Source organism: Escherichia sp. MOD1-EC6842, from assembly GCF_002965705.1.
Taxonomy (GTDB): Bacteria; Pseudomonadota; Gammaproteobacteria; order Enterobacterales; family Enterobacteriaceae; genus Escherichia; species Escherichia ruysiae.
Map to the genome: position 1 here is coordinate 1 of NZ_PTRF01000005.1, position 24,763 is coordinate 24,763.

19 protein-coding genes and 2 pseudogenes are annotated in these 24,763 nt (G+C 38.4%); 2 read left to right on the forward strand and 19 right to left on the reverse strand.

Features of this window, described 5'->3' with window-relative positions; all coding sequences use genetic code 11:
* Positions 1-569: 569 nt before the first annotated feature.
* The 16 genes from A7Z29_RS07340 to tssB form a co-directional block, all read right to left on the reverse strand.
* Entirely contained in the window at positions 570-1,709 is a 1,140-nt protein-coding gene (locus tag A7Z29_RS07340; protein ID WP_105290031.1) for a VasL domain-containing protein, read from the reverse strand.
* Between the two features lie 691 nt (positions 1,710-2,400).
* The gene (tssH, locus tag A7Z29_RS07345) at positions 2,401-4,932 is read right to left on the reverse strand and encodes a type VI secretion system ATPase TssH (RefSeq protein WP_105290032.1); all 2,532 of its coding nucleotides are present in this window, start codon (positions 4,930-4,932) and stop codon (positions 2,401-2,403) included.
* A gap of 3 nt (positions 4,933-4,935) precedes the next feature.
* On the reverse strand, positions 4,936-8,340 hold the full coding sequence (locus A7Z29_RS07350; protein ID WP_105290033.1) for a type VI secretion protein IcmF/TssM N-terminal domain-containing protein: 3,405 nt from the start codon (positions 8,338-8,340) through the stop codon (positions 4,936-4,938).
* 6 nt (positions 8,341-8,346) lie between these two features.
* Positions 8,347-8,961 (reverse strand): DotU family type IV/VI secretion system protein, encoded by a 615-nt coding sequence (locus A7Z29_RS07355; RefSeq protein ID WP_105290034.1) that lies wholly within the window; start codon positions 8,959-8,961, stop codon positions 8,347-8,349.
* 371 nt (positions 8,962-9,332) lie between these two features.
* Positions 9,333-10,697, reverse strand: a complete 1,365-nt coding sequence (tssK, locus tag A7Z29_RS07365) for a type VI secretion system baseplate subunit TssK (protein ID WP_105290035.1) — start codon at positions 10,695-10,697, stop codon at positions 9,333-9,335.
* A gap of 18 nt (positions 10,698-10,715) precedes the next feature.
* Complete coding sequence (locus A7Z29_RS07370; RefSeq protein WP_105290036.1) at positions 10,716-11,258, reverse strand: type VI secretion lipoprotein TssJ; 543 nt, start codon at positions 11,256-11,258, stop codon at positions 10,716-10,718.
* Between the two features lie 7 nt (positions 11,259-11,265).
* The gene (gene tssA, locus A7Z29_RS07375; RefSeq protein ID WP_105290037.1) at positions 11,266-12,342 is read right to left on the reverse strand and encodes a type VI secretion system protein TssA; all 1,077 of its coding nucleotides are present in this window, start codon (positions 12,340-12,342) and stop codon (positions 11,266-11,268) included.
* A 3-nt stretch (positions 12,343-12,345) separates the two neighbouring features.
* A complete protein-coding gene (locus tag A7Z29_RS07380; RefSeq protein ID WP_032246098.1) occupies positions 12,346-12,645 on the reverse strand; it encodes a PAAR domain-containing protein in 300 nt (99 codons plus the stop codon).
* A 9-nt stretch (positions 12,646-12,654) separates the two neighbouring features.
* On the reverse strand, positions 12,655-13,122 hold the full coding sequence (locus A7Z29_RS07385; protein WP_105290038.1) for a DUF6931 family protein: 468 nt from the start codon (positions 13,120-13,122) through the stop codon (positions 12,655-12,657).
* Positions 13,123-13,132: 10 nt separating this feature from the next.
* Positions 13,133-15,115 carry a type VI secretion system Vgr family protein gene (locus A7Z29_RS07390; RefSeq protein WP_105290039.1) on the reverse strand — a complete coding sequence of 661 codons (1,983 nt, stop codon included), beginning with the start codon at positions 15,113-15,115 and terminating at the stop codon, positions 13,133-13,135.
* A 12-nt stretch (positions 15,116-15,127) separates the two neighbouring features.
* A complete protein-coding gene (gene tssG, locus A7Z29_RS07395) occupies positions 15,128-16,060 on the reverse strand; it encodes a type VI secretion system baseplate subunit TssG (RefSeq protein ID WP_105290040.1) in 933 nt (310 codons plus the stop codon).
* A complete protein-coding gene (tssF, locus tag A7Z29_RS07400; protein WP_105290041.1) occupies positions 16,051-17,853 on the reverse strand; it encodes a type VI secretion system baseplate subunit TssF in 1,803 nt (600 codons plus the stop codon). The genes tssG and tssF overlap by 10 nt, the downstream gene beginning before the upstream one ends.
* Complete coding sequence (locus A7Z29_RS07405; RefSeq protein ID WP_105290042.1) at positions 17,846-18,268, reverse strand: lysozyme family protein; 423 nt, start codon at positions 18,266-18,268, stop codon at positions 17,846-17,848. Before A7Z29_RS07405 ends, tssF begins: the two co-directional genes overlap by 8 nt.
* Positions 18,269-18,277: 9 nt before the next feature.
* Positions 18,278-18,796 (reverse strand): type VI secretion protein, encoded by a 519-nt coding sequence (locus A7Z29_RS07410; RefSeq protein ID WP_105290043.1) that lies wholly within the window; start codon positions 18,794-18,796, stop codon positions 18,278-18,280.
* A 9-nt stretch (positions 18,797-18,805) separates the two neighbouring features.
* A complete protein-coding gene (gene tssC / locus A7Z29_RS07415) occupies positions 18,806-20,284 on the reverse strand; it encodes a type VI secretion system contractile sheath large subunit (RefSeq protein WP_105290044.1) in 1,479 nt (492 codons plus the stop codon).
* A 2-nt stretch (positions 20,285-20,286) separates the two neighbouring features.
* On the reverse strand, positions 20,287-20,763 hold the full coding sequence (tssB, locus tag A7Z29_RS07420) for a type VI secretion system contractile sheath small subunit (RefSeq protein ID WP_105290045.1): 477 nt from the start codon (positions 20,761-20,763) through the stop codon (positions 20,287-20,289).
* A 580-nt stretch (positions 20,764-21,343) separates the two neighbouring features.
* Here tssB and A7Z29_RS23200 point away from each other — a divergent pair.
* Positions 21,344-21,640 (forward strand): IS4/Tn5 family transposase DNA-binding protein, encoded by a 297-nt coding sequence (locus A7Z29_RS23200; RefSeq protein ID WP_123058402.1) that lies wholly within the window; start codon positions 21,344-21,346, stop codon positions 21,638-21,640.
* A 220-nt stretch (positions 21,641-21,860) separates the two neighbouring features.
* Here the strand turns inward: A7Z29_RS23200 and A7Z29_RS07430 are convergent.
* Positions 21,861-22,899 (reverse strand): annotated as a pseudogene (locus tag A7Z29_RS07430) (IS481 family transposase).
* A 94-nt stretch (positions 22,900-22,993) separates the two neighbouring features.
* The gene (locus A7Z29_RS23380) at positions 22,994-23,239 is read right to left on the reverse strand and encodes a hypothetical protein (protein WP_157944799.1); all 246 of its coding nucleotides are present in this window, start codon (positions 23,237-23,239) and stop codon (positions 22,994-22,996) included.
* 348 nt (positions 23,240-23,587) lie between these two features.
* Here A7Z29_RS23380 and A7Z29_RS23470 point away from each other — a divergent pair, with 348 nt between their 5' ends.
* Positions 23,588-23,740: a hypothetical protein gene (locus A7Z29_RS23470; RefSeq protein ID WP_198599419.1), complete on the forward strand. Its 153-nt coding sequence runs from the start codon at positions 23,588-23,590 to the stop codon at positions 23,738-23,740.
* Positions 23,741-23,884: 144 nt separating this feature from the next.
* On the opposite strand, the pseudogene tnpA reads toward A7Z29_RS23470, so the two are convergent.
* Positions 23,885-24,507 (reverse strand): annotated as a pseudogene (gene tnpA / locus A7Z29_RS07435) (IS66-like element accessory protein TnpA).
* Positions 24,508-24,763: the final 256 nt, after the last annotated feature.

Genomic DNA, 24,763 nt, shown 5'->3' on the forward strand with positions numbered 1-24,763 from the left:
AAATAAGATCTCCATCAGAAATTTTTTCATCAATTTCTTTAAATTTGTTTTTAGAAAAAAAACGTTTCATAAATCATGATATCCATAATTAGTTGAATTCTATTACGATACGTGATTCAGAGGTTTACTCACTCCATGAATATCGTTGTCCACTCTCGTGGTTACTGGCTGACTTATATCACGGTTACCATCGAGCCCCATCACAGAGAGAGAGGTTGCTGTCAACTGTTCTGTCAACGGCAGGATTGTTGGCAGAACGCTCAGAGTAATTGCCTCCATAATGAGGGTATGGGCGACCCCAGATATGAACAAATAACTATCATGCCAAATGGCATCTTATTAGACACACCTGAGTTTTTCAGTCCCACGGACTCCATCACCAATTACTGCTATATTTCCATGAGCAATTATATACAGTCTATCTTAAGGTTCTACAAACGCCAAAGTTTGACAATACCATCTATTTACAATATGCGGGCTGCATCCTTTTCCTCTCTGATAGGTATACTCAGGATTAATGAAAGAATCACGTTCTGAAAACTCAAATGGAAAGAAACAAAATATAAATTTTACTTTGTTATTAATTTGTCATTTAACATCTCATTTTTCATTTTTAAGTTACCAATCTCACAATTAAACTTATTAATATTATACTGTATTATTTCAAGTTCTCTGTTAATATCCTCTTTACTTATATTCACGTTATTATACAATTTTGATATTCTTACATTCAAAGGGGGGTCATACTCGAGAAAAGTATTTTTCATATCATACGCAATCGTTTTTAACTTTGATATGGTAATATAACCTCCATTATCCTCAATTGTATTCAGTGTTTCTGTAAAGTCATCAATTTTCTTGTTGAGCTGAGACCAGGAGTCTGTTGAATCAGGAGTGAATTCTGAACATCCTGAATAATTCATAACCATTTCAGTAAGAAAACTATCAGGTATGATGCTCCTGAGTTTCAGTGCTGTTTCAGGCTTTCCTGAATAATTTATAAAAATGGTTATTAAAACACCTGATATAAAAGAAATCACATTATAATATACGCGTGTTTTTTTACGATTATTTATCAACGTATTATGTTTTTGCCCTGTGATATCATTTGAGTCAACATGTGGGGATAAACGCCCGCTAGAAGGCTGACTCTTTTCTGCATTAGAAACTTCAGAATCAAAACTTTCAGAATCATCACTTTTTTGCCTCCTGAGTTCAGCCAGCACATCTGAAATAATAAAACATTTTCCGGAAAGAAGGTTATACTCAAGCTCAGTCAATAATGTTAAAGCATACTCCAGTAAAGTTAATGATGTGTAAGTTTTTTCATCATCAGGCAGAGTCTGTATTGCAGGAATAACATTTTTAATATACCAGACAAGAATATTTATTCGCATCTGAGTGGCCGTGACATGAGGCCAGCATTTTTTTTGTTTAACAAATGAATCTGCAAATTTCCATGAGGAAATTGCCAGTCCTTCCCAACTATATAGATGGGCGGAAATAAGACAGAACCATGCTCCTGTCTGAAGGTCATATCCGTTTTCCCTGAATAAAGAGAGACATCTTTTCTCCAGTGTCATCCAATATGATCTTTCATATTTTACCGAAGTTAAATTATTTATACTATAACTAAGCCAAAGAAATTCTTTATTGTTTTTTGGATCAGTAGTATTTACAGAAAGATCTAGTATAAAATTTTTGTCCATTTTCTTAAGCCATTTTTATTGACCCACTTACGCCTGTCCCCCAATAAAGACAACATGAATATGGTTCTCATTGTAATGAGAGATCAGCAAGGTAATATTGTGTAATACCGTTCTTACAGCTGGATACCATCCGCCTCCCCTGCGGCTGACAATGACCGCAGTTGCCTGCACTTGTGCTTCATTCGTCATCATCGGGTTCGGATGCCGTAATAACGGTTAAAATTATATTCAGCCCTTCACGTGCAACCTGTTTGCACATTACCACGGTGTCGACTGACTTAAGCGGCCTGTTCCAGTACACCTCATGACACCAGTGACACACATGCTGAGTTGCCGGGGTAATTCGAGTGGCTTTCCTGCTTATGCCTGTCGGTGCTTCGCTACAGCGTGACGTGTGAGTATCGGAATGTATACCATCTTACCTCGATCGCCTTAATCCCTTCCTGTTCGCCAGACCAGCATTTTGTATCCGGATTCCTTCAGATTTCACTTCGTCCCCCCTGACCTTCCGCTAACACTTCTCCTCACCGGATGTGTAAAGGACTTACACCTCCAGGTCGTTTTTCAGACACAACGGTTGAAGAACTGTGTCAGTCACGGTGCTACGCGCCATGCCTGGCACATCGCCATATGAGAACCAGACATTTCTGGTTCAATTTAACTTCCGTACAGGAGAAATCAACATAGTAAATTACAAATTACGTAATGTAATATTGTCTTTTCTTACTGACATTCTTATTCTTTTTATTATTTTATTATCTTCAGAGTCAATTAAATATCTGGCAAGGACAGGAAGAACCATTCTGTTAAGTACTGCATCTATATCCCTCGCACCAGACTTGTCACATTGACAATGATGTGTAATCCAATCAATGAGAGAATCAGTGTAATCTATTTCATACATCTTACCAGATGCCTGTTCAAAACGTTGGCAAATCTTATCGATTTTGATGAGTACGATATCTCTAAGTATTTTGGTATGCAACGGTGTGAACGGAATTAAGTTAGCTCTTCCCATAAATGCTGTTCCAAAATGTTCATTAAATAAAGGAAGAAGCATTTCTTTTATTTTATCTTTATTTATCTCACCATCATTCCATAGACTTGTGATTTTTTCACTGGCAAGGTTTGATGTCATTATTATGAAACAATCCCTGAAAGACACCATCTTACCTTCAGAATCCTCGATAATCCCCAAATCAAATATCTGAAAAAAGAACTCCAGAACATCCGGATGTGCTTTTTCAATTTCATCAAGTAGAATAACGCTGTATGGATTATGACTCACTCTTTCTGTAAGAGTCCCTCCTTGACCAAAACCGACATATCCTGGAGGAGCCCCCTTCAGAGTGGAAACCGTGTGAGCCTCCTGGAATTCAGTCATATTAATAGTGATAAGTTTATTCTCATCCCCATAAACAAACTCGGCCAGAGCCCTGGCTGTCTCCGTTTTACCGGTGCCAGAAGGGCCTGCGAGTAAAAATACCCCATCTGGTTTTACCGGATCTTTAAGATCTGCCCGGCAAATAAGGATTTGTGATGCTATAGCAGACATAGCATATCGTTGCCCCAAAACTCGCTGCTCCAGATATCTTAACAGACCGGATGTTTTTTGTTGTTCACTATCAAGGCATACTCCCAGTGGAACACCAGTCCACCCGGAAACGACATCAGCAACACAATTTTTATCCACACACTCAAAAACCATAGGACTGTCTTTCTTGTATGCACTTTCCAGTTCTTTTCTGTACATATCCTTTGATGAAATATCATGTGTACTTTGTATCTTGGCAACCAGTTCACGTTGATGACGCCATGCTGATTTAAGTTGCTCAAGATTCTTCTCAAGTTGAGTAATTTTATTTACAAGTATTTCCTGACGCTGAACATTTGATTTTTCCTGTGTCAGCAGTGCAAGTTCTCCCTGGTGTCTTGCTAATGAGGCTTCAATATCCTGAATGGCATCTGGTGATGTGGACTGAGATACAGCAACCCGTGAGCAGGCTGTATCTAACAGACTTACAGATTTATCTGGCTGATGACGCCCATGCAGATAACGATCTGATAAATGTACCGTTGCAGTTATTGCTTCTTCCCTGATAGAGACATTATGGTGCTTTTCCATCATGGGTAAAAGAGCACGTAGCATCCCTGCAGTGGAATCCTGATTTGGCTCTGTTACTTTAACTATCTGAAAACGCCGGGCTAATGCACCGTCCTTTTCAAAATACTTTTTATATTCTCCCCATGTCGTTGCAGCTATAATGCGCAATTCCCCACGGGCAAGAGCAGGCTTAAGTAAATTCGCTGCATCAGTTTGTCCTGGAAGTCCTCCTGCACCGATAAGAGAATGGGCCTCATCAATAAACAAAATAGCAGTACCATCCAAAGAATTAAGTTCGGTTAACAGCGATTTTAAGCGATTTTCAAATTCCCCTCTGACACTGGCTCCCGCAAGCAAAGCGCCCATATCAAGCGCAAGAATCCTGACATTCTTTAGTGCATCAGGCACATGGCCGGATGCAATTTGCAATGCTAAGCCTTCTACTATACTACTTTTCCCAACTCCCGGTTCACCGGTCAGTATTGGATTGTTCTGTCTGCGACGAAGCAAAATATCGATAAGTTGTCTGATTTCCTTCTCTCTGCCAGTAACTGGATCTAATTTCCCTTTTTCTGCCAGCAAAGAGAAATTTTCAGTATATTTACTGATATATTTATGTGGAGTGTTATCAGTGGAGCGATGAGAAGCAGAATGTTCTGTTTTTCCTGAAAAAGAAATAAGCAACTTCTCTGCCGCATCTACATCACAATATAATGCATCAGCCACATTGTAAGGAAATATAGAATCTCTGATGTTAATAATAGTAGTCAAAAAAACAGAGAGATCTATATGATTGTATTGCCATTTAGTAGTGGCATGTATCCATGCTTTTTCCAGTAGAGTTTGCATCGACTCAGAAAATACAGGTGAGGATTGTGGCGCTGTATTGATATGGATAAGTTCACTTTCAATGGCATTAAGAACCCTTTCAGGATTAAATAAAGACAGTTCATAAAACCTTTCGGTTATATACTTATGTTCCTGTAATAACTTCCACAGAAAATGCAAACAATCGACTTCATGGTGTTCTCTTGATATTGCGTAATTAATAGCAGAATCAAGAGTACTTCGGCTTTCTGGAGTTAATTTATTAATAATTAATTTCAGATAGGTACTCATTTATCACTCCTGTACTGCTGGACATATTGTTATATTTCTAGGCAGTCTGGAAATCCAGCCACTTTTCTCCCAGCTATGTTTTGTAAGCAGTTTAGTACTCAAATTCACCTGCAAATTTTCAAGTTTATCCTTTTTCTGTTTTAATTGTTCCCATTCGATATATCCCTGACTTAGATCGCTTGTATCACTCAGTTTGTAACGGACGAGAATACCTTTTATCCCCATTGATTCAAGAAGACTTCTTGATTCTGGAGAAAAATCTTTTGTCATTAACTCATCCTCACCATCCGAAAACTTGTTGATAAAATCAATCCAGGCTGTTTCACCTGTAAATTTATAGGTGGTAGAAAAATCAGGGAACAAAATATCAATATTTACAGAGTGACAACGTCCTGGATACCAGGTGAAAATACCTGAATCGGCAAAATTCATACTTCGTATACTACTGTTACCTGTTTTGCACTCAAGAGTCAAAGTTGTACCTGTTGGTTTAATTCCTGGACTACCTGAAATTGTCGCAGGTGCACTACTTATCGTAATTTTGTAAGGCTGTGATTCAACTTCTTGTAGGGTCTGATCCAATACGTCTAATTGTCCCTGTACATTTATTAAGTCGTCCTTGTTTTGCGTCCGCTCTCTGAGCTGAACGTCAATCAAATCATCTGGAGAAACAATGTCATTGATAAAACTAATGAATGAAGGAGAAAACGGTATACTTCTTCCCCTGAAAGACAATAATCTGACACCTTCCGGATCAATCGCTAAAACTCCGTTAGCTGGGCCATTTAAAAAACCAATAATGTTTTTATATATTTTGCCTTGCATTTCAGAATGACTGAAATTATGCTCACTTGAATTTAACTGGCTTAAAACAGAATTCTTCCATTGTTCATCAACCCAGCACCCCATATAAGTGACAGCATGGTCGAGAAGCTGATAATTTTGCCGTTCATAAATATCCCATACAGAATCAATCACTGGTTCTGTATTATTGCTGTTAATGACTGAACGAACCTTTTTAAACTCATCAAATAATAATTCCAGCTTGTTTTTTGGATCTGAACGCATAGCATTCCGGATAAGTTCAACTGATGATGCTGTATGTAACTCTGAATTTACAGCATTACGTAGAGCATTCTGCCAATCTCTCCATGCGGTAACATGATCCGGCGTCCTGTTCATTTGACTGTTATTAAAAACAGAAATCAGGTATATACGTAACATGAGATCAAATTGTTCTATTTGACGCTTTATTCCGTTATCCACTTTAAGTGAAAAAAGACGGTAAAGCAGTCTGAAATCAGAAAGCCAGTCCTGCGCCGAACTTGCTGGTATGTTATGTAATTCAGCATCTACAAACTGAAAAAATTTATGCTCAGATGAACGATTATGTATAATATTAGTCAGTTGCAGCGGATTCATTAAACCTGAATGTGAATTTTTACGCTCCCTTGCGACAGCCATAATAAACTGTCTGAAATGCTCCTGACGACTTTCATCCAGGTTCTGCACAAAAGATGAAAATGCTTCCGGAATCGTATCACGTCCATATGCCTCTTTGATATTCTCATACCAATGATGAAGTTTATCCTGTCCCGGCTGTGTCCACATACCAGAAAGATAGACAGAAGAGTTTTCATCTTCCCAAAAATCCGTAATTTTTACGGCAGGAATATTAACAGATTCAGAAACAAACCATGAATAAGACGGATCACTTTGAATCAACTCTGTCAGGAGGTTTCTGAACTCATCAATATTATCACTTCCATTATTTTTTTGTATCTCATCTCTTTCTATAGCTAGTGAAGCTATTGATGATATTTTATCATAAGGTCTGGTTATTTTTAGTGATTCATGAATACCTGGTGATTTTGTTAAGTCACTCAGCGATTCATTTTTAATCATTTTATCCCAGCAGATGAGTGATGAGGAAAGCGACAGAATCAGCTCTCGCTTTTCTGACGGGGAAGCCTGCATGAATTTTTTCTTATATTCGGCAACGCGCCATGAGACAGGACTGGTATAAAATCTGGTATTTTTACGAAGGGACTCTCTGAAAAATAAATATTTATCATCCAACGCAGGTTTAAAAGGGAAATACAGTATATTAGACCTGACTTTATCTTCATATTTTAATATTTGCTCTGTCAGAAATGCATGGCTAGTATCAACAGAACCTGGGCTGATATCATATACATGATATGAACAATATGCACTATAGCCAACAAAACACAGCACAGTCATGACTATAGCTGATTTAAGTGACATTTTTATTCTTCGTTTATTAACATGAATAACTTCTGAATACTGTATTTGTGGCAGTATTTTAGAAATTAAAACATCTGCAAAAGAACAATTTTTATCCTTACTCAACACTAGCTCACCAGATAAACAGACCCCGGAGATCTCTGTCTGAGAAAAAAACACATTATCGATACTGAATGTGGAAATAAACACATCAAGTGAATGTTTTAGATCATCCAATTTATCAGGAAACAGCAGAATCTCATTTTTTTCCTGATCACTTAATGTATCATCAAGCACATGGCATATTGATGTCGTAATATTAGATTTTAATGATGATAATATATATGATGAATCATATTCAGATACATTTGCTTCTGATTTATTGGTTGCCCAAAATACTGGGTACCATTTATTATTTTTTTGATAATTTTTTTTCGCTAGTGCTGAATATCCACTGATGTGCTCACATCCACTTATCACCAGAAAGACAGGAATATTATGATGTAAGTGTGACGACAGTTGTTCTATAAAACTCCTTGTTTTTTGAGATAATACCTGAATATAAGTGTAATCATGATCAAGTAACTTATCAACCGGAATGACAAGAACAACTCCATGAGGTGGTTGTTTTTTACATTTACGTGCTGATAAAAAACTTATCACGGAGTTCAGCACCCTTGGGTTGTCATACATCTTACCTGACAACTCCAGTACACTTAAATCTCTGAAAAACCACCAACGAATTGTTCGAAATTGTTGGGAAATACTATTTAACCCATCACTGTGAAAGACAGGAAGATTAATATCCTTAAGCAGGGAATTATTTTTTTCTGAATCACCGGTAAGTAAAAACCAAGGGACCACTCCTCTTCCTTTTTTGCTTATGATATTTAAGCCTTTCTTAAAATATGAATCAAGCGTTAATGTTCTTTTTTTACGAGAAAATAACTTTAGCAGCTTTCTGTATTTTTCTGCAGAAAAGCAATTATGGATACAATCCATAAGCAGTTTCAGGGAAAGAGTAACCAGAATTACAAAAAACCAGTAAAATGCAGTTGTAGTATCTGTCCAGTTTCTAAGCACGCCGATGACATAGCAAACAGATAAAACGAAAGCAGAAACAAAAATCCAGAGAAATAATGAAAATGTTTTCTTAAACATAAAAAATCATCTCACATACACCATAAATAATAATATAAAATAAATAACAATGATACCTGCAAGTGACAAACAAAAATTAAGCCACGATGATTTATTCTTTTTTTTTAATGCAGTCTTATTTTTTTCTTCCGAGATTATATTTAATCCGCATTGTTGCTTTAGCCTTGATATATAATCATTAATTTCATTATTATTGCTTACAGTATATTTACCTCTGAAGCCGAGTAAGAGACATAAGAGAAAAATCCATCCTGCCTGACTTCCAGATTCGATAACTTTATTAAGCACATTAAAAAACTCGACACCTCCTGTGGAATGTCCAAAATATTTAATCTGCAACAGTTCATTACGCCATTCTTTTCTGTAAGGAAGTTCAGAACACAATATTACCTCATCAAGCATAACGACTATTGAATAAAATGCCGCATCAAGTTCGCTGTCACTTAACGATATTTTTTCACTATTGCGAACAACGTCTTCAACAGTATCAATTATATGCTTTCTGGTACTGCCGTAATCACTATATTCTTCAGGAAAGACTTTAACAGATGATATGAGTCTAAATACTGGCATATAGCATTCAACGATATTCACCAGTACCTCCATAACATAAGCATTCATATAACATGTTTTGTCCCCGGAAACGATAATCTGTAATTGAAAATTTGCCCATTGATGCTGATATTCGCCAGATGAACGACATCCCAGCGAGCCATGCTGATGGTTCTCATTAATTGTTCGATCACCACTGCAGAGTTAGAAATACCATTCTTACATATGGTTATGACATGAACGCGATGCAGCTTCCTTCATCCCACGAACATTCTGCCATTTTCTTTTCTGCTATCCGCTTACCCTGTAGCGCCTGACAGATGTTGTACTGAGCTCCGGATTCCACTTCCGGAGAAAGGCATGTTTCAGGTACTGACAGTGGATGAATCGTTATCTGCCAGCCTCCAGATAGACAGATCCATTAGCCAGTTGAGGCTGGCTTACTGCATATTTTTTTCCTGCGATAATACTAACTCTACAAGTAAATCATCAGGACTACATGACCAATAAAATGCAACCCTTTTTTGAGCCTTATCTAACTTCCATAATTCTGAATGTTTATCTATCTTTAACAAGATTATATTTTCTCTTACCTGTAACTCAGATGTAACGACATCCATCACTGTAAAATTAATGCCTGGCAGTGCATGCTGAATTATCAGATCTATATGTTCGGATGGAGCAATCTTAATCTCTGACAATGCAATTGAATTATTCTTTTTGAAAGTATCTGAAGTTAATTTAATATAGTACTCTGAATTATTTCTGGAACTGTACTCATCAAAATCACAGATAAATGTATCTGTTGTTATTTTTTTAAACTCAACACTAATAATCTTATCTCTGCATAAATTTTCCAGCACTGCTTTAATATAATACTGCAGATGACTGAAACATGAAATCTGATCATAATGATTGTATGACAAATCAATAATTCTGGTATCTGAAAAACCAAAATTTTGAAATGTTGATATTTCCCCTGTGAACTGACATAATGCCATATAATACAACCATGGATGAATTGCATCTTCATTAATAAATGAAGAAAGAAGTGGTAATGTTCTGTTAATAGCACACAGAATCAAAAAATTATAAAGATGTCCATCAGACACTGTTCGTTCTGTATATCTATATTCTTCAAGTTTATTTTTGTAGGCATTAATATCAGAATGAATTTCTATGATTTTATCTCTGAGTTTGTGATTCGCTGATAACCTCATTGCAGGAAATGAACACTCATCATCAATACACAATACATTATTTCCATAAATAACCCTTGTCAGAGGTAAATATTCAAAGTCAGTGCTATTCTCTTTTTCCTCATCTGTAACAATCTGAATATCATATTTTATTCTTGTAATACCAGCATCCTGACTGTCATGATAAACATTACGCATGTTGCTTTCATCTTCTGAACTTACCCATCTGACAGATCCTCGTTTATCATTTACGCTGGATACATTTTTATGACTAGAATTAAATCGCTTAAGAGCAAGCCACAAATTTACGGTGCCAGGATCTGTACCTCTGAGATTTGTCAGGCATTTATCCTGCACCACACAGTTACCCGGATACTCGATATAATACCCTGAAGATAAAACTGCTTTTATTTTTTCAATTCTGACAGTATCTTCTTTCAGAAGATCATCATTTATACGACATTCATAGTACCCCTGATGATGGGGTTGTGATAACTGCCTGGTTCTGGCAAGCATAAAACTATGATGCAAATCAATTGACTGAAAGTGCTGAGGTTGTAAATAAAGCCCTGAATACCAATAAACAAGTTGCTCTTCTTCTTGCATGCAGTAATACCTGTACAATTATTTTATACTGATACTTTCTTTACCCATCGATATCTTTTTAAAAAGAGGTGAAAGTGATGCATGTAATGATTTATTCCACCAACCTTCCTCAACAACATCAACTGGAATATCTAAAAGCAACATATGTTGCTTTCCTGGAAATGGATAGTATCCAGCAATAACGCCTATATATTTAGCCCCTTCACTTCTGTCTATATGTAGTGTTATCTCCTGCCCCGGCATTGCTATGTATTTATCAACTTTAAGAATACCATCAACTTTACCAGACCCGCTGAAAAACTGTCTAATTAACACAGGATTATTCATTAAGTCCTGTAATGTTTTTTTACCTGAAGCCTGTAAGAATAATAATGCGCAGCTATTGGATAGCTCGTTAAGTGAGTTTAATTGTGTATCAGGTGATATTTGAAAAGTAAGCAATCCCGCGCCAAATGGAGCATCAACATTATTAATGGCCTGCATTTTATCCTGCTCAGAATATTTATCAGGACAAGCAGTAATGAAAACTACAGCTATTAGTAGCAGATGCTTAATAGTCATTAATTTTTCATCCTTTTAAAACACGGTTTATTTGTTCCATAGAATCATTATCTTTAAGTAGTTCTTCAAGCCATTCTGACATAGTCATTGTTGACCAACGTACTGCTCTCTCAAGAAGATAAGGTACAGGACTGGTGGGTTCAGATTGCCTGAAAAAAATAGCTATTTTTTCCAGTTGTTCTATAGCTTTCTCTCTTGACATCTCTTTCTCTATTGAGGGTGTTAATGCAGTATAAAATTCCTTTTGTTCCTCCGGAAACGCCTTCCTTGTCACCCTGCTCTCAGGTTCAACCGAAAATTGTGAAACAGAATTGTTATCCTGTACTTCTTGCGGTAAAAAACGACTCAGTAACTCGATTATTTCACTGATAGTATTTCTGGTTTTTGCGAAAATATGATGTATGTTTTCATGCGTATGGAAAAAGTAAAAAGATTCAACCTCATCAATTTTGTCCGGCAAATCAGAAAACTGAAGAAATTGTTCATTAATCTTACGTGTATTATATTTACCTACAAATTTTTTGAACGATTCAACAGAGTGATCACCTTCGCTTTCTATTAATTTTTCCTTTCCATCTTCTGATAAACTTGCACCATGCTCAAACGCCAGCGCCTTATACCATTTAGAAAGTGTGATTTCTTTATCATCAAGAAGAGGATATGCTTTCAGATACTCTGATAACTCTATATCAAGACGAACTAATTTACTGTAACGTATTTCCAGACCTTCTTCCTGCGATGGCCAGCATGCAGTCCAGTACTGAGAAATAAATTTAGCAAGATATTCCAGTCCACAGCGCATCCCTTCCAGAGCATACAAATGCGTCAAGGACTCCACATACCAGCAACTAATCTGTAGGTCTTTACTCTTATTTCGTAAAGTAACCTCACATAATTTTCTTACTTTTCTCCAGTCAGCTCTGCGGGGTTCACTGACAGCCCATTCTCCCTGGAACATATAGTCTGGATCATTTTGTCTTGCTTCCCGTATTTCGCTATACACCGGATCATATTCAATATCATCACCTGCCGGCGATTCTCCTATAACAGGAAGCAGTAATGTATCCGTCTCAAATTTATTCATTTTTTATCCCATTAATACCTGAGGATACCCGCTGACAATTGTCCCTCCATGAGCACAGATATCACCCATTCGTGCAGCTGGTTTGCCGCATATAAAAACTTTAAAACTTCCCATAATGACGGCATCCACTGGTCCGGTACAAAGTGCCTGGGTCCCCAATGTAGCTGCCGGTAATCCACCAATGAGTACAGACGGAGAACCTGGCGGTAACAATGGCCCCCCTACATGGGGAACAGGTGGTAAACCAGGCGTCACCATAGGACATACATGCATATCAGTAACTCTTGCGGCTGGTTGAGGCATATACAGCTCCTAGGGTTGACGATTACACCAATGCTGAAAAAGAAAAAACACACCTTCATCAGGCGCATCATAATATTTACACGACTGATCCATTAATACTCCATAAATAATTTTTTTTTCTGAACATGACGGTGCATGGACTGGATCATATGGAGCCGGACTTAAACTTCCCTGTGATACAAATAATGATAACCCCAGTGCACCTGTCTGAGTGGAAAATCCAGCAGCCTCAGAATTTTTGAATATTTCCCAGCGTTGTTCATCATCGCCTTCCTTCCATTTAAAAATGGATTGTAAAAGAACTAAATCCTCTTCAGAAGATGACTGAGATATAAATTGTGCCAGCCATTTAATTAATGTTAACGAATCTGTGTTATTAATCCAGAAATCAAGCGCCTCCTGCCATTTTCCTTTTACCAGCATTTGCTCAATAGTTTTATTAATTTCCGGAACAGTGTTATTTTTAGCTTCTGTCATATGAAATCATTTATCCAATATTCACTATTCCACCTTTTATCTGTGTCATTGCAGAGCCCTGAAGCGTCAACATGGTGCCTTTTACTTCAGAAATCGCCTGACCTTCAAGCTTAAGCGTGGCAGCTTTAACCTCTGCTGATGCCTGCCCTTCTATGGTAATTTTAGCGGCTTTTATACTTACCCCTGATGTGGATATAGTTATCTCATTTACACCCACTTTTATTTTTATTGATTGAGTTGACTCAAGCGTAAGATTTTTATCGGTGATAAAACTACCACTTCCCCCGGTCACCTTGAGATTATAATTTCCATCTGAAACATTTATATCAATATTACCATGTACATCATTCTGTAAGTTACCTTCCCTAAGAATAAGTCTGTCATTCCCTTTTTTTATTTCAGAGTTTCGACCTTCAGCAATAGTTAATAACATGGAGTGGTTAATATTGCTGATCATATCCTTCTTTACTGTAAGGAGACAATCACCAGAAGAAGTTAATATAGCTTTTTCCTCATTTTCTTTATCATCAAAAACCAGTTGGTGACCTTCTCCCTTTTTACCATTCTTAACACTACGGGTGATAAATCCAGACTTACAATTATTCACAGGAAGAGAAAAAGGCGGTTTATTCTGGCCATTATACAGTGTTCCAACGATCACTGGATAGTCAGGATTACCCTGTATAAAACTAACCAGAACCTCACTGCCAATACGAGGAATAAACTGACTACCGAACCCCTCTCCGGACCATACCTGAGATACACGGACCCAGCAGGAGGTTTTATCTGTACCTGACGTTGACTGTTCACCCCAGAGAAAGCTGATTTTTACACGCCCATTTTCATCTGTATGATATTCTTCGGAATCAGGACCAACCACTCTGGCTAGTAAAACACCGGGAATAACGGGGGAATTAAACTCACCTTTGAAATTAAGCGAACTTTTATTATCTGAAGCACACAAATCACAATAACAAGATCCAGCATGCTCAATATCATTGTTGACAGCATTGAGATATAACGAAGTAATTCTGTAATCCTGTTTGTCCAGGCTGAAACGCTCCCCGCATGACAACCACCATGAATTTGTTTTTCCAGACCAGATTTTGAGTTCACTATCACATGATGCTATCAGAGCTTCAGAACGTTTTTTTATTAACTCACGTTTTCCCTCAGGAATAATGTCTTCATAAATTCCCTTGCTGGATTTAACATCAGTCATCTTACTTTCTGATTTTATCGTAATTTCATTGACATTACTCTCATTATAACCTGAAAGTGTCACAGCAGGGCATTTAAGATTTTCTGTGACAGACCATTCACTGATGTATCCGTGATGCGATTCCTTCAGATTTTCACCAGGTAAATGTTCTAGTTTATCATAAGATGCTTTAGGATGAGACGCAGGATCATCTGCTAAAGTCATAATATGCTTATCTTTATCATGAACAAAGAAGTAGTAAATTCCCGCATCAGACAAAACTCTATTAATAAAATTTAGATCAGACTCCTGGTACTGAATCTTATATTCCAGCAAATCCTGTTTTTTATATAAAATTACTTGTGGAGGAGTAAATAAACTGTCTTTTAAAATTGTGTTTACAATATCTGATGGTTTTATATTTGACCATACTCTTGTTCTTTTTCCAGATGCCAACTCAGCTATTTCTGGCTGTAACACAATAATGCAGGTATACTGCATGCTGTTATCATAATTAAATATTACTTTTGTGACTACACCATGAATGAATCGTGAAGGTAACGAATTGTATTGTTCTCCAATCTCACAACTCAGACGCGTACCGTGTAACTGATCCAAGGAGTTATGATCAGTCCTACTAAAACATTTTATTTCATAAGTATATACATCAGATATTGATTCCCTACCTTTAATTTCAAGTGGGAATAATGATAAACTACAACCATGCAACCGAATAAAATGTTTATCCTGGAATTTATAATGTTCGCCAGATATAAGTATAGATTTAGTCATAATATATAGTCGTCAAAATACACAAAAGCATCGTTCTTTATGATTTTCTATTCCGGAGCCAAGTGAAAGATTAAAACCAAGCTTATTATTTATATTCAGTTGATTATCATTGTTACTGGGATAAATCTTCACATATATTTTAAATTTAAGAGCATCACCTATATATGATTTTATTTGTTGTCTGATAAAATAATGAAAATCCTTTCCCGGCATAAATTCCAGTGCTTTTTTATAGTCTACAGGTCCCAATACAACATCAAAATGTGAATCCACCACCCAGCGAACATTACCGATAACAGGACCTTCCCCCAGAGTATACTGACAATAACCAAGAACGCCCTGTTCATTGGGTTCTGTATTTTCAAAAGTGCCACGAAAAGGATTAATGGACACCCTGATTTGATATATTGACGAGAGTAACTGTTCAAGCCCGGCTAAGGATCTGACTGATTGTGCATAGAATGCTGTGTATGCCAGACCTGTCACACTAATTGTCTGAGAACTGATTCCGCCTAAAGACAAAAGAACATTGTTAAGAACATTATTATCTCTTCTGTTTTCATCTCCTGACAGATGCATTTTTTGCCATGCGAGATAGGACAGGCAATACATTCTATGGTTAAACATATCAATGAATGCTTTAGGAGCATCATCATTATAACGTAATTTTCTTTCAATCAGCCATTCTGTATATGCGACAGGAAGAACCCCTGCAGCTCCGGTTAATCCATTGTCGAATAATGTGAGATGATACTTTCCGTCCTTCTCATCCTGATACAGATTCTCTATCTGACCATCAGGTGCATCTAAAGACAGACTTGATGTAAATCTGAAATATTCATCAACAACGTCATCAATACTTTCATCTGGCTTTAGAATTTTTTTCAATAACACACGAACTTTATTGAAAAAACTGAATTTACTTCTGTTATTAATCACAGCCATGATAACTTTCCTGCTCTTATCGGCCATACACGACGAGTGTGGTCCTCATGATCAATGACCGTAATCATGCGAGTAAAGCTATTTACAGGGGCATGAAGTCCAAGAAAGTGATCAAGGAAAGAACAAAACATGAAACATTCAGGGTGCATATCTGCATCCTTTGAAAGAATAACTGTAATATCAATTCCACGAGCTGTTACAGGCGGATATATGCCGGGTAAACGGGACGAAACTGGTGTAATCTGTAACTCTTTAATCCATTCAATAAAAATTGATATTGAGTGATTATTGTTGTAGTTATATATGGACAGCATTTCTCTCAGTTTCATTGCTCCATCAGTACCGCCAAGCAAAACAAAATTAAGAGATAACTGCGAAATAATTCTCCAGTTCATTCCTTTTAATGTCATAGCCGGCAACATTCTTGATGGGCGGTTCAAAGCTGTTATTCGCAGGTGAGCAATATCTATATCACAATCAAAATCACCATCAGGATCACCATTATTAATTGATGATGGAATATCACCATTTGTACATATTACATCAATTGAAAGGACATCCCCTGTCATAATACGCGACTGTACTCCACCATCATCGCTCAGACGAATATATAAATTTTCCTCAAAGTTTCTTCTTTCAGAAGACATGCGATAACATGAACTATGCCAGAATATGTTGCATGATTGTTGAATGACAGAATGTTCAAGTCCAAATAAATTTTTTAATGGGTACTGCCTGATTAAATTATTTTCATATCTGTGTAATGTTACTTTATTTATATCCCAGATTAATATTTCATTACGGGAATACAAATCCGAATTTACCTGATACTCATCCTGACCATCCGATAATCGTAAGGGTTCTGTTTTTTTCTCGAAGAGATTAACAACAGGGGAACAATTTACTCTAAAGAGCCCTTCAGAAATATTCTTTTCTATTTTATCCAGTTCATACTTTCCGGCACTGCTTTTTAATGTTATTACGAGTCTGAGAGAACTCCCTGAGCATAACTCAATTCCGGAGTCAAATTTTATATCAATAAAGTTAAATCGTTCTGGAAACGAAAAATAGTCCAGCGTGAGGTTATGTATGTAAGAAACATTTCCTGTTCGTGGTAGTGTTACTTCACCCTCATAAAATCCGGCACCGGATATATTAGTTCTGATACCATATAATACATCATTGTTTTTCTGCAAAACGATATTATCAATTTCATTGCACAATAATGTATATATTATACCAGTAACCGTTGACGGACCATTTAAATAAAACCTTATAAAATCAAGAGAGAAATTAGCCCCATCAAAAACGTCTAAATTTAACTCGATTTTCCATAAGGAAGATAAATTATCATAGTAAATTCTTGCTTCATTAACCGTTGCCGGGACGATAGTCAGAGGATATACAGTCCTAAACTGGCAGATGGTTTTAGATTTATGTTTAGTATATATCGAAGTGCCAGAAGGAACTTTATAAATGGATGTTATTCCACTGGATTTCCTATCTGGCTCAAATGAAACGATACATGATGATGGGTAGTGATACAAAAATTGGGGGGCAAGATTACGAAGCAATGCTTCCATCAACTCAGGTAAATCTTCATCTAATCTCTGATGAATTCTTGAGCTTAAAAAAGCAAAAGACTCCGTTAATCTCTGGATATGTGGATCTTCAGACACCCCCTGATTGTATCCAAGACGCCTGGCTATCTTTGGATATTTTTTCGCAAACTCAACACCTTGTTTTTTAAGAAAAACCAGCTCTTTCTGATAGTAGGATAATAGTTTATTCATCCAGTGAAAACTCTCCTGAGTTTTTATCCCATTTAATACAGAGTTTTACCCTGTCCATAAAAAACAGAGCAGTAACTGAAAAAAAAGAATAATTATCATCACTGGAAAGATGCTCAACAACAGGCTCTTCCAGCCGGGGCTCATAACGCTGGAGCATCAGTAATATTCTTGAAGAAATTTCGCCATTAACAGTATCACTATGCTCACCTGCAGAAACACTATATACTGATGACTTTATACCATAGTTCAGAACAGAACTATTAACAAAAGTCAGTTCATCTGTTTCAAGGTATGAAGGTCGTGATGATAATAACATTCCAAGCTCATACTTCAGATCATCTGAAGGAACAAAATTCATATTATCTTCCGATGAGCCCGGATTATCATCACGTAAAAAATGAAGAAACGAATGCATTCAGTATTTTTATACAAGTGCCTCTTTATATAAGCTATACTTTATTGGCCCCAACTTTTCCGTACTTTTCCCATCAGGTGATGGAATATTCATCTCAATTGAGACACTCTCTTCTGGAGTAAATGACAGCTCTAAAAACAGATTTGCGTCATGATCATGAGCCAACAAAACATCATGCAAACGGCAGCCCTGATAAATAACCTTAAATGATGAATATACACCACTTGATTTAGTGGATTCCCTACGTAAAATTTCTATTACAATTTCTTTCTCGCCTCTCTTAAAAAAATTCTCCAAAACTTCTTGTATTTGTTTAGTAACTCTAAGCTTCAGATTAATTAAATCAAAAACAGTACCGTCAATACCTGCAAAAGCGTGAAATGCTTGAGGACAATGCCCCTCAAAGTAGTCACTAAAGTTATCGACTTTTGAATTTCCCTTTATAACCTTTCCATCAATGGTGATTTTTACAAACTCTCTGCTCCCCATATTACCAGAAGCAGGAGCACCACTCATACGAGCACCCATAATAACCTCTTAACTTACACTTGATGGTAAATCTGCAACAAGACGCAATGACATGCTTAAGCCCTCAAGCTGAAAATGAGGTTTAATCCATGCAATTGCACGATAAGACCCTGGACTTCCAGTAATTTCAACAACTTCGACAGATGCTTCACGTAATGGATAACGAGCCTTTGTCTCCTGACCGGCGTTATCTGATGCCACAACATATTGCATGATCCAATTTTGCAGATATGTCTGACATTCTGTCCTAGACATAAAACTTCCCACTTTGTCACGAACAATCACTTTCAGATAATGTGCGAATCGTGACGTTGCTAATATATACTGAAGCTGGCTGGATAATTTTGCATTCGCATTAGCCTGATCAGTATTATACAGTCGCGGTTTGTTCACCGACTGAACAGCAAAAAATGCTGCAAAATCAGTGCCCTTACAGTAAACTAGTGGAATAAATCCGAGATCTGACAGTTCTTTTTCCCTACGGTCTGAGATAGCAACCTCAGTCGGACATTGTAAAAGTCGCTCACCTGTATGGGATACATAATTATAGGCCGGCAATGATTTAACCAAACCACCACCTTCCACACCACGAATTGCTGCACACCAGCCATACTCCTCAAAAGCATCAACTATCCGGCAGGCAAGTTCAAAAGCTGTATTTACCCATAGATAGTCTTTGCCAGAGTTGTCTTCACTAATATGCTCTTCAAAATTAAACGTCTCGGCGGGTACAGTCTTCATACCATATGGAATACGCCCCAGGGACTGTGGCAAAGTCAGTCCCACATAACGACTGTCATCTGTCTGCCTGAAACTACGCCAACGGGCATAATCTGTTGTTTCAAACAATTTTGCCAGATCACGCGGGTAGGGTAATTCGCTAAATGAATTCATAGACAGCATACCCGGAGCAATAGCACTCAAAAACGGGGCATGAGCACTGGCAGCAACATGAGAAATATGCTCCAGCAAATCAATATCCTGTGGTGTATTATCGAAATAGAAGTCACCCACAAAAGCAGAATACGGTGTTCCCCCGAACGTTCCATATTCGCTTTCATAAATATTTTTAAATAATACAGACTGATCGAAATCTGAGGCTGATTTAAAATCTTTGAGTAACTCTTTTTTAGTACAGTGTAATACCGTGTATTTTACATTTTCACTAACACTGGCCTGAACCAGCTTATAAAGTCCTGTCCATGCTGACTCTATTTTCTGAAACTCAGTTGCATGCATAATCAGACTAAGCTGCTCAGACATCAACTTATCAATATCAGCAATTCGCTTTTCAATGCTACCGATTAAATCACTGTTAATGACTAAAGAACCACTGGCAACTTCAGCAAGAAAATTATTAACCTGCAATTTAAATCTGCTTTTTTCAGAATCCTGTCTTACAGCTCTGGTATTATTTATAATTTCTTCAAGACAATCATCTGTAGCATACTGTGTTTCATTCTGCCCTACTGTTGATGCAATTGTCATGTTCATTCCTTACTTTCACCATTTTCAGGAGCGCAATTATTATTCACCAGTAATTCCTGAAGTTTTTCCTTCAGTTTCTCATTACTTGCAGCCCTGTTGCGCAGGTCACAAAGGTGAGACCTCAATTCCGATAACTTTTTAAGACATTCGACCTGTTGAATCACATTATCAGGAGAAAAATCGTCTTTGCAATTAAACATAAGTTCGACATTCAGTTTCCCTTCATTGCCCGGGATAACACTATCCACCATAAAATGAGCCTTCGGACTCATTGATGTCATAACTTCATCAAAATTATCTTTGTCTATACTGATGAATTTTCGTTCTCTCAATGGTTTTTCTGATGATGAATATTCACCTAAAACCCCAATGACAAGGGGTAACTCTTTCGCTGTTTCGGCAGCTCCGGTTTCAACATCGTACGTTATCTGTACTCGTGGAGGTCGGGCTTTATCGAGTTTATGTTGTGTATTACTCACTTTTGCTATCCTACAGTCAGTTTTTAAATACCTTTATCATGAAAAATTCATCAATTCAGATAAAAGCTTTTTGATGAGAATAGATTTCAAATGCAGTATAACCTGTCACTAGCAATAATTAGCATGGTACAATTATGCCCATATAAAAGTAAATGACATAGCTACCGCACGGCATTTCAAAATATTAAAACACCGATAAGACTTTCCTCCCCATTATGCTATAATTAGTATACAAAACCCTCAACTAACAAATAGATAAAAAAATAGCAAAACACGACCACACAAATGATCCTATCCAGCAATAGTGAACAACAGATTGGCATTAATACAATTTTTGGGAATTGAAACGCCTAGCTGGAATGATGTTTTGATAAGGGGTTCCGCCCCCATTTATTCCAAAATACTTAATAGTGATACTTATCTGACTGAATTAAATAGAGTTTATTTCGTTTTTTTGATCTTCTCCGCCAATCTACAAAATAGCATCTGAATCGTTCACCGTTTAGCATTCCATGCCCTTACTCATAAGTTGAAATGATAGTATTGTATTGAAAATACCATAGATTATTTCAGAGGTGTTATGCAAAACCGGGTTATTCAGGAACTAAAATCGCTGGATATGGGAGATTCAAGACTTGAGAAAAGAGTAAAGCATATCCTGAGTATCCTCCGTCGTTCACCAGAAGAAAATATTCCCGTTTCCTGCCGTACCTGGAGTGAAACAAAGGCGGCTTCTCGCTGTTTCTCAAATGATAAAGTCTCTACCGATAAAATCATGGCTCCTCACAAAGAAAACATCATTGAAAGGGCTCAACAGTTTAAAAGAGTTTTAGTCTTACAGGATACAACTGAACTTAATTATTCAGACCCAAAATAAAAACAGAGCGTTGACCCCAAAAAACATAAAGATGAAAGAAATTTACTTCTTCATCATCAGTGAGTCAGATGTTTGGCTTGAATTTTATGATGACTGTCAGTGGTTCAGAGACGAATTAAAAACTGGTAAAAATACCCGACAAGAAATCTGCAATAATTTACTTGTATTAGCTCAGACCTGAGCTGACAGTTACCGGTTATTTATACAGATATCTGTCAGATTACATCTGGCTTAAATTTTTCTCGGCCCAGATGCGCTTTCCATCAAGTAACGTTTCCATTGGCGTCCGCCCATTGCACATTTTTCCCTGATGGGTTCGCTCATTATTATAGTGAGCCAGCCATTCATCAAGAGTCGACTGTAATGTATCAAGATCGCCGTACAGTTTTTTACGGAACGTTTGTTGATAAAATTCGTTCAGTATTGTTTTATGGAACCGCTCGCAGATGCCGTTGGTCTGCGGGGACATCGCCTTCGTTTTCGTGTGTTCTATGTCGTTTATTGCCAGATAAAGCTGATAATCATGCTGCTCTACTTTGCCACAGTACTCTGTGCCTCTGTCGGTCAGTATTCTCAGCATCGGCAGGCCATGAGACGCATAAAACGCCAGTACACGATCGTTCAGTAAGTCAGCCACGGTAATCGGTGTTTTGGTGACGTAAAGCTTACAGTGAGCCACTTTCGAGTACGTATCAACGAACGTCTGCTGATAAATACGCCCGACACCTTTCAGGTTGCCTACATAGAACATGTCCTGCTCATCCAGATATCCCGGATGAGCCATTTCGATTTCGCCACAGACCTCGTCATCACTGGCTTTACGCTCCAGTGCTGCAATCTGGCTGTCAGTTAGCTCAATGCCATCACGGGCTACTTTTTCTTCCAGTGCTTTCAGACGTTTTTTGAAATTCTCAAGGTTATGGCGTAACCAGACAGAACGGACACCACTGCCGGAGATAAAAACGCCCTCTTTACGCAGCTCGTTGCTGGTCCGGTGCTGACCGTGTGCCGGGAAAGCGACGGCGTAGTCAACAACAGCCTGTTCAGTTGCCTCATCAGTACGGTTCTTAAGGTTAGGAGCGCGGCAACTACGATTAATCAGCGCATTCACCGCCTTCATCGCCCAGTTCGCGGTAACGATAAAACGTATCACGCGAAACGCCCATGATTTTACAGGCTTTTGATACGTTACTGAGTTCTTCAGCCAGATTGAGCAAACCGGCTTTGTGTTTGATAACGGGATTGGTAGTATGAAGCATGAGAGTTACTTCGTGTTTTGTATAAGGATTCGACACCCATATCAAAACCGGTAACTCTCAACCTTTCAAGGCTCAGTGTCAGATCAAGTCGCGACTAATACACATAAGAGTATTCCTGCTTATTCTGGCAATAGTATTCCACTCTCTGCGTGCTCTGATCCACGCCCTGCGGCGGCGTGCCATAGCCAGCCAGATCATCTGCGGCAATAACATCCGTCAGATCCCCCAATTTTATATCAACCTCTGTCACTGTGTAGAGCTGATTGAATTTTGACGGCGGGTTGCTGTTTTCCATTTCCTGCGTCTGTTTATTCCACGCGAACAGATACGCCGTGGCCATTATCTGCTCGCCCGCCACCAGGAGTTTTTGTCCGCCGGATAACAAAATACGGTATTCCAGCCCCTGATAACCGATTTCATTGCGCCCGAGCAGAACATTATCTTCATCAATAACCGCGCGTCTTTACAGACAAATTCCGGTGCCCGGTACATCCGCTTCACCCCTTCCGGCACGGCGGGCTACTCCTGCGGAATTTCAAATTTGATTTCCTGCAGACGACGGTAATTCACTCCCTTGTGCAGATAAGCGTCTTCAACAAGACAGGCATGGATGTAATAGGTCTTTCCGGCCTCGAAATTAGAGAAGATACGGGCACTGGCGGAAACCGATATCGTAGTTTTCCCGAGTATGCAGGAAAGCTACGGTATTGGTGGGCTGGAAGCATTGTTGTCAAACTGCGCACTGATTGCCACGCCGGGATTAGTTATGGATACGGAATACGCTTGTGAACCGACAATTGCTGCAATACAGAAACGAATTATTGCTTCCTGTCTGATGTAGAACAACTGCGTGAAGACCAGAAGGCGCAGATATTCCGCAATAGTGTTAATCGACCTAAGTTCACGTTAGGTAAGATGTGCGAGTCGTATATTGATGTTTGGCAGGAATTGCATAAGAAGCTACAAAAAGAACAGCAGTGAATCATTATGGTCGTGTCTGTAATAACGCCGGCGTCAGTTCACCTTTCAGCCTGAGGGTTCCGGCTGGCAGAACCAGCTCGCAGCACAGACTGTCGGTCGGTGTGTTTATCTGCTCAACCTGCACTGGTGCCGGGATTTTATTATCCGGCTCCGGAGTTAACGTCACGGGAAGCAGCGATGTTTCATGTTCGCCGGGCGGCTGCAGGCCGCCGTTACATCAGAGATGCCGCCAGTTGAAGAGCAGGTTATCGTTGATTCCGTTCTCACAAGCTATTTATGCGACACAGGCACCGGGTAAAAGAGTTTGCAGAACAAGTCTCCATTTAAACTCCGGTGAAAATTGGTTCCGGCGGGTTCTCTCTGCTTTCACAGGCGGAGTCACTGTCGGGGCTGAAGGATATCGCCCCGGGAAAAGAGCCCGGGCCAGTTGCCTGCAGGAATATTCACCGGAAAGGGGACAGTCAGTGAATACCTGGTGAAATCGCCTCACCAGAGAAAAATGGCGGTTTTGCTGACACCTGTCTGCGCAGAAATGCGCGGGTACGACAGTGATTCGTCAAATCTGAGCTGTAGCACACGCAGGATCAATTCCGGATTGTCTGCCAGTAGCGCCTTTCGTGCGTTCATCTTAAATGTCCTTTTACTGCGAAAATGGACATTAGTATCGGAAACAGGAAAAGGGAGCGAAAGACGGTTTAAATGAGTCGGTTACCTAAAAATTGCAACTGATCAGGTTGTTGCAGCATTTTGCGTGACCGCTCGGGGAAGGTAAAACTGCATCAGAGAAAGCATTGCGCGGGGTCTGCCGCTCATCAACAATCGGGGAGTCAGTAAGGGGCTGAAACGGGAAAGCCCCTCCCGAGGAAGGAGCCTTACAGAAGGA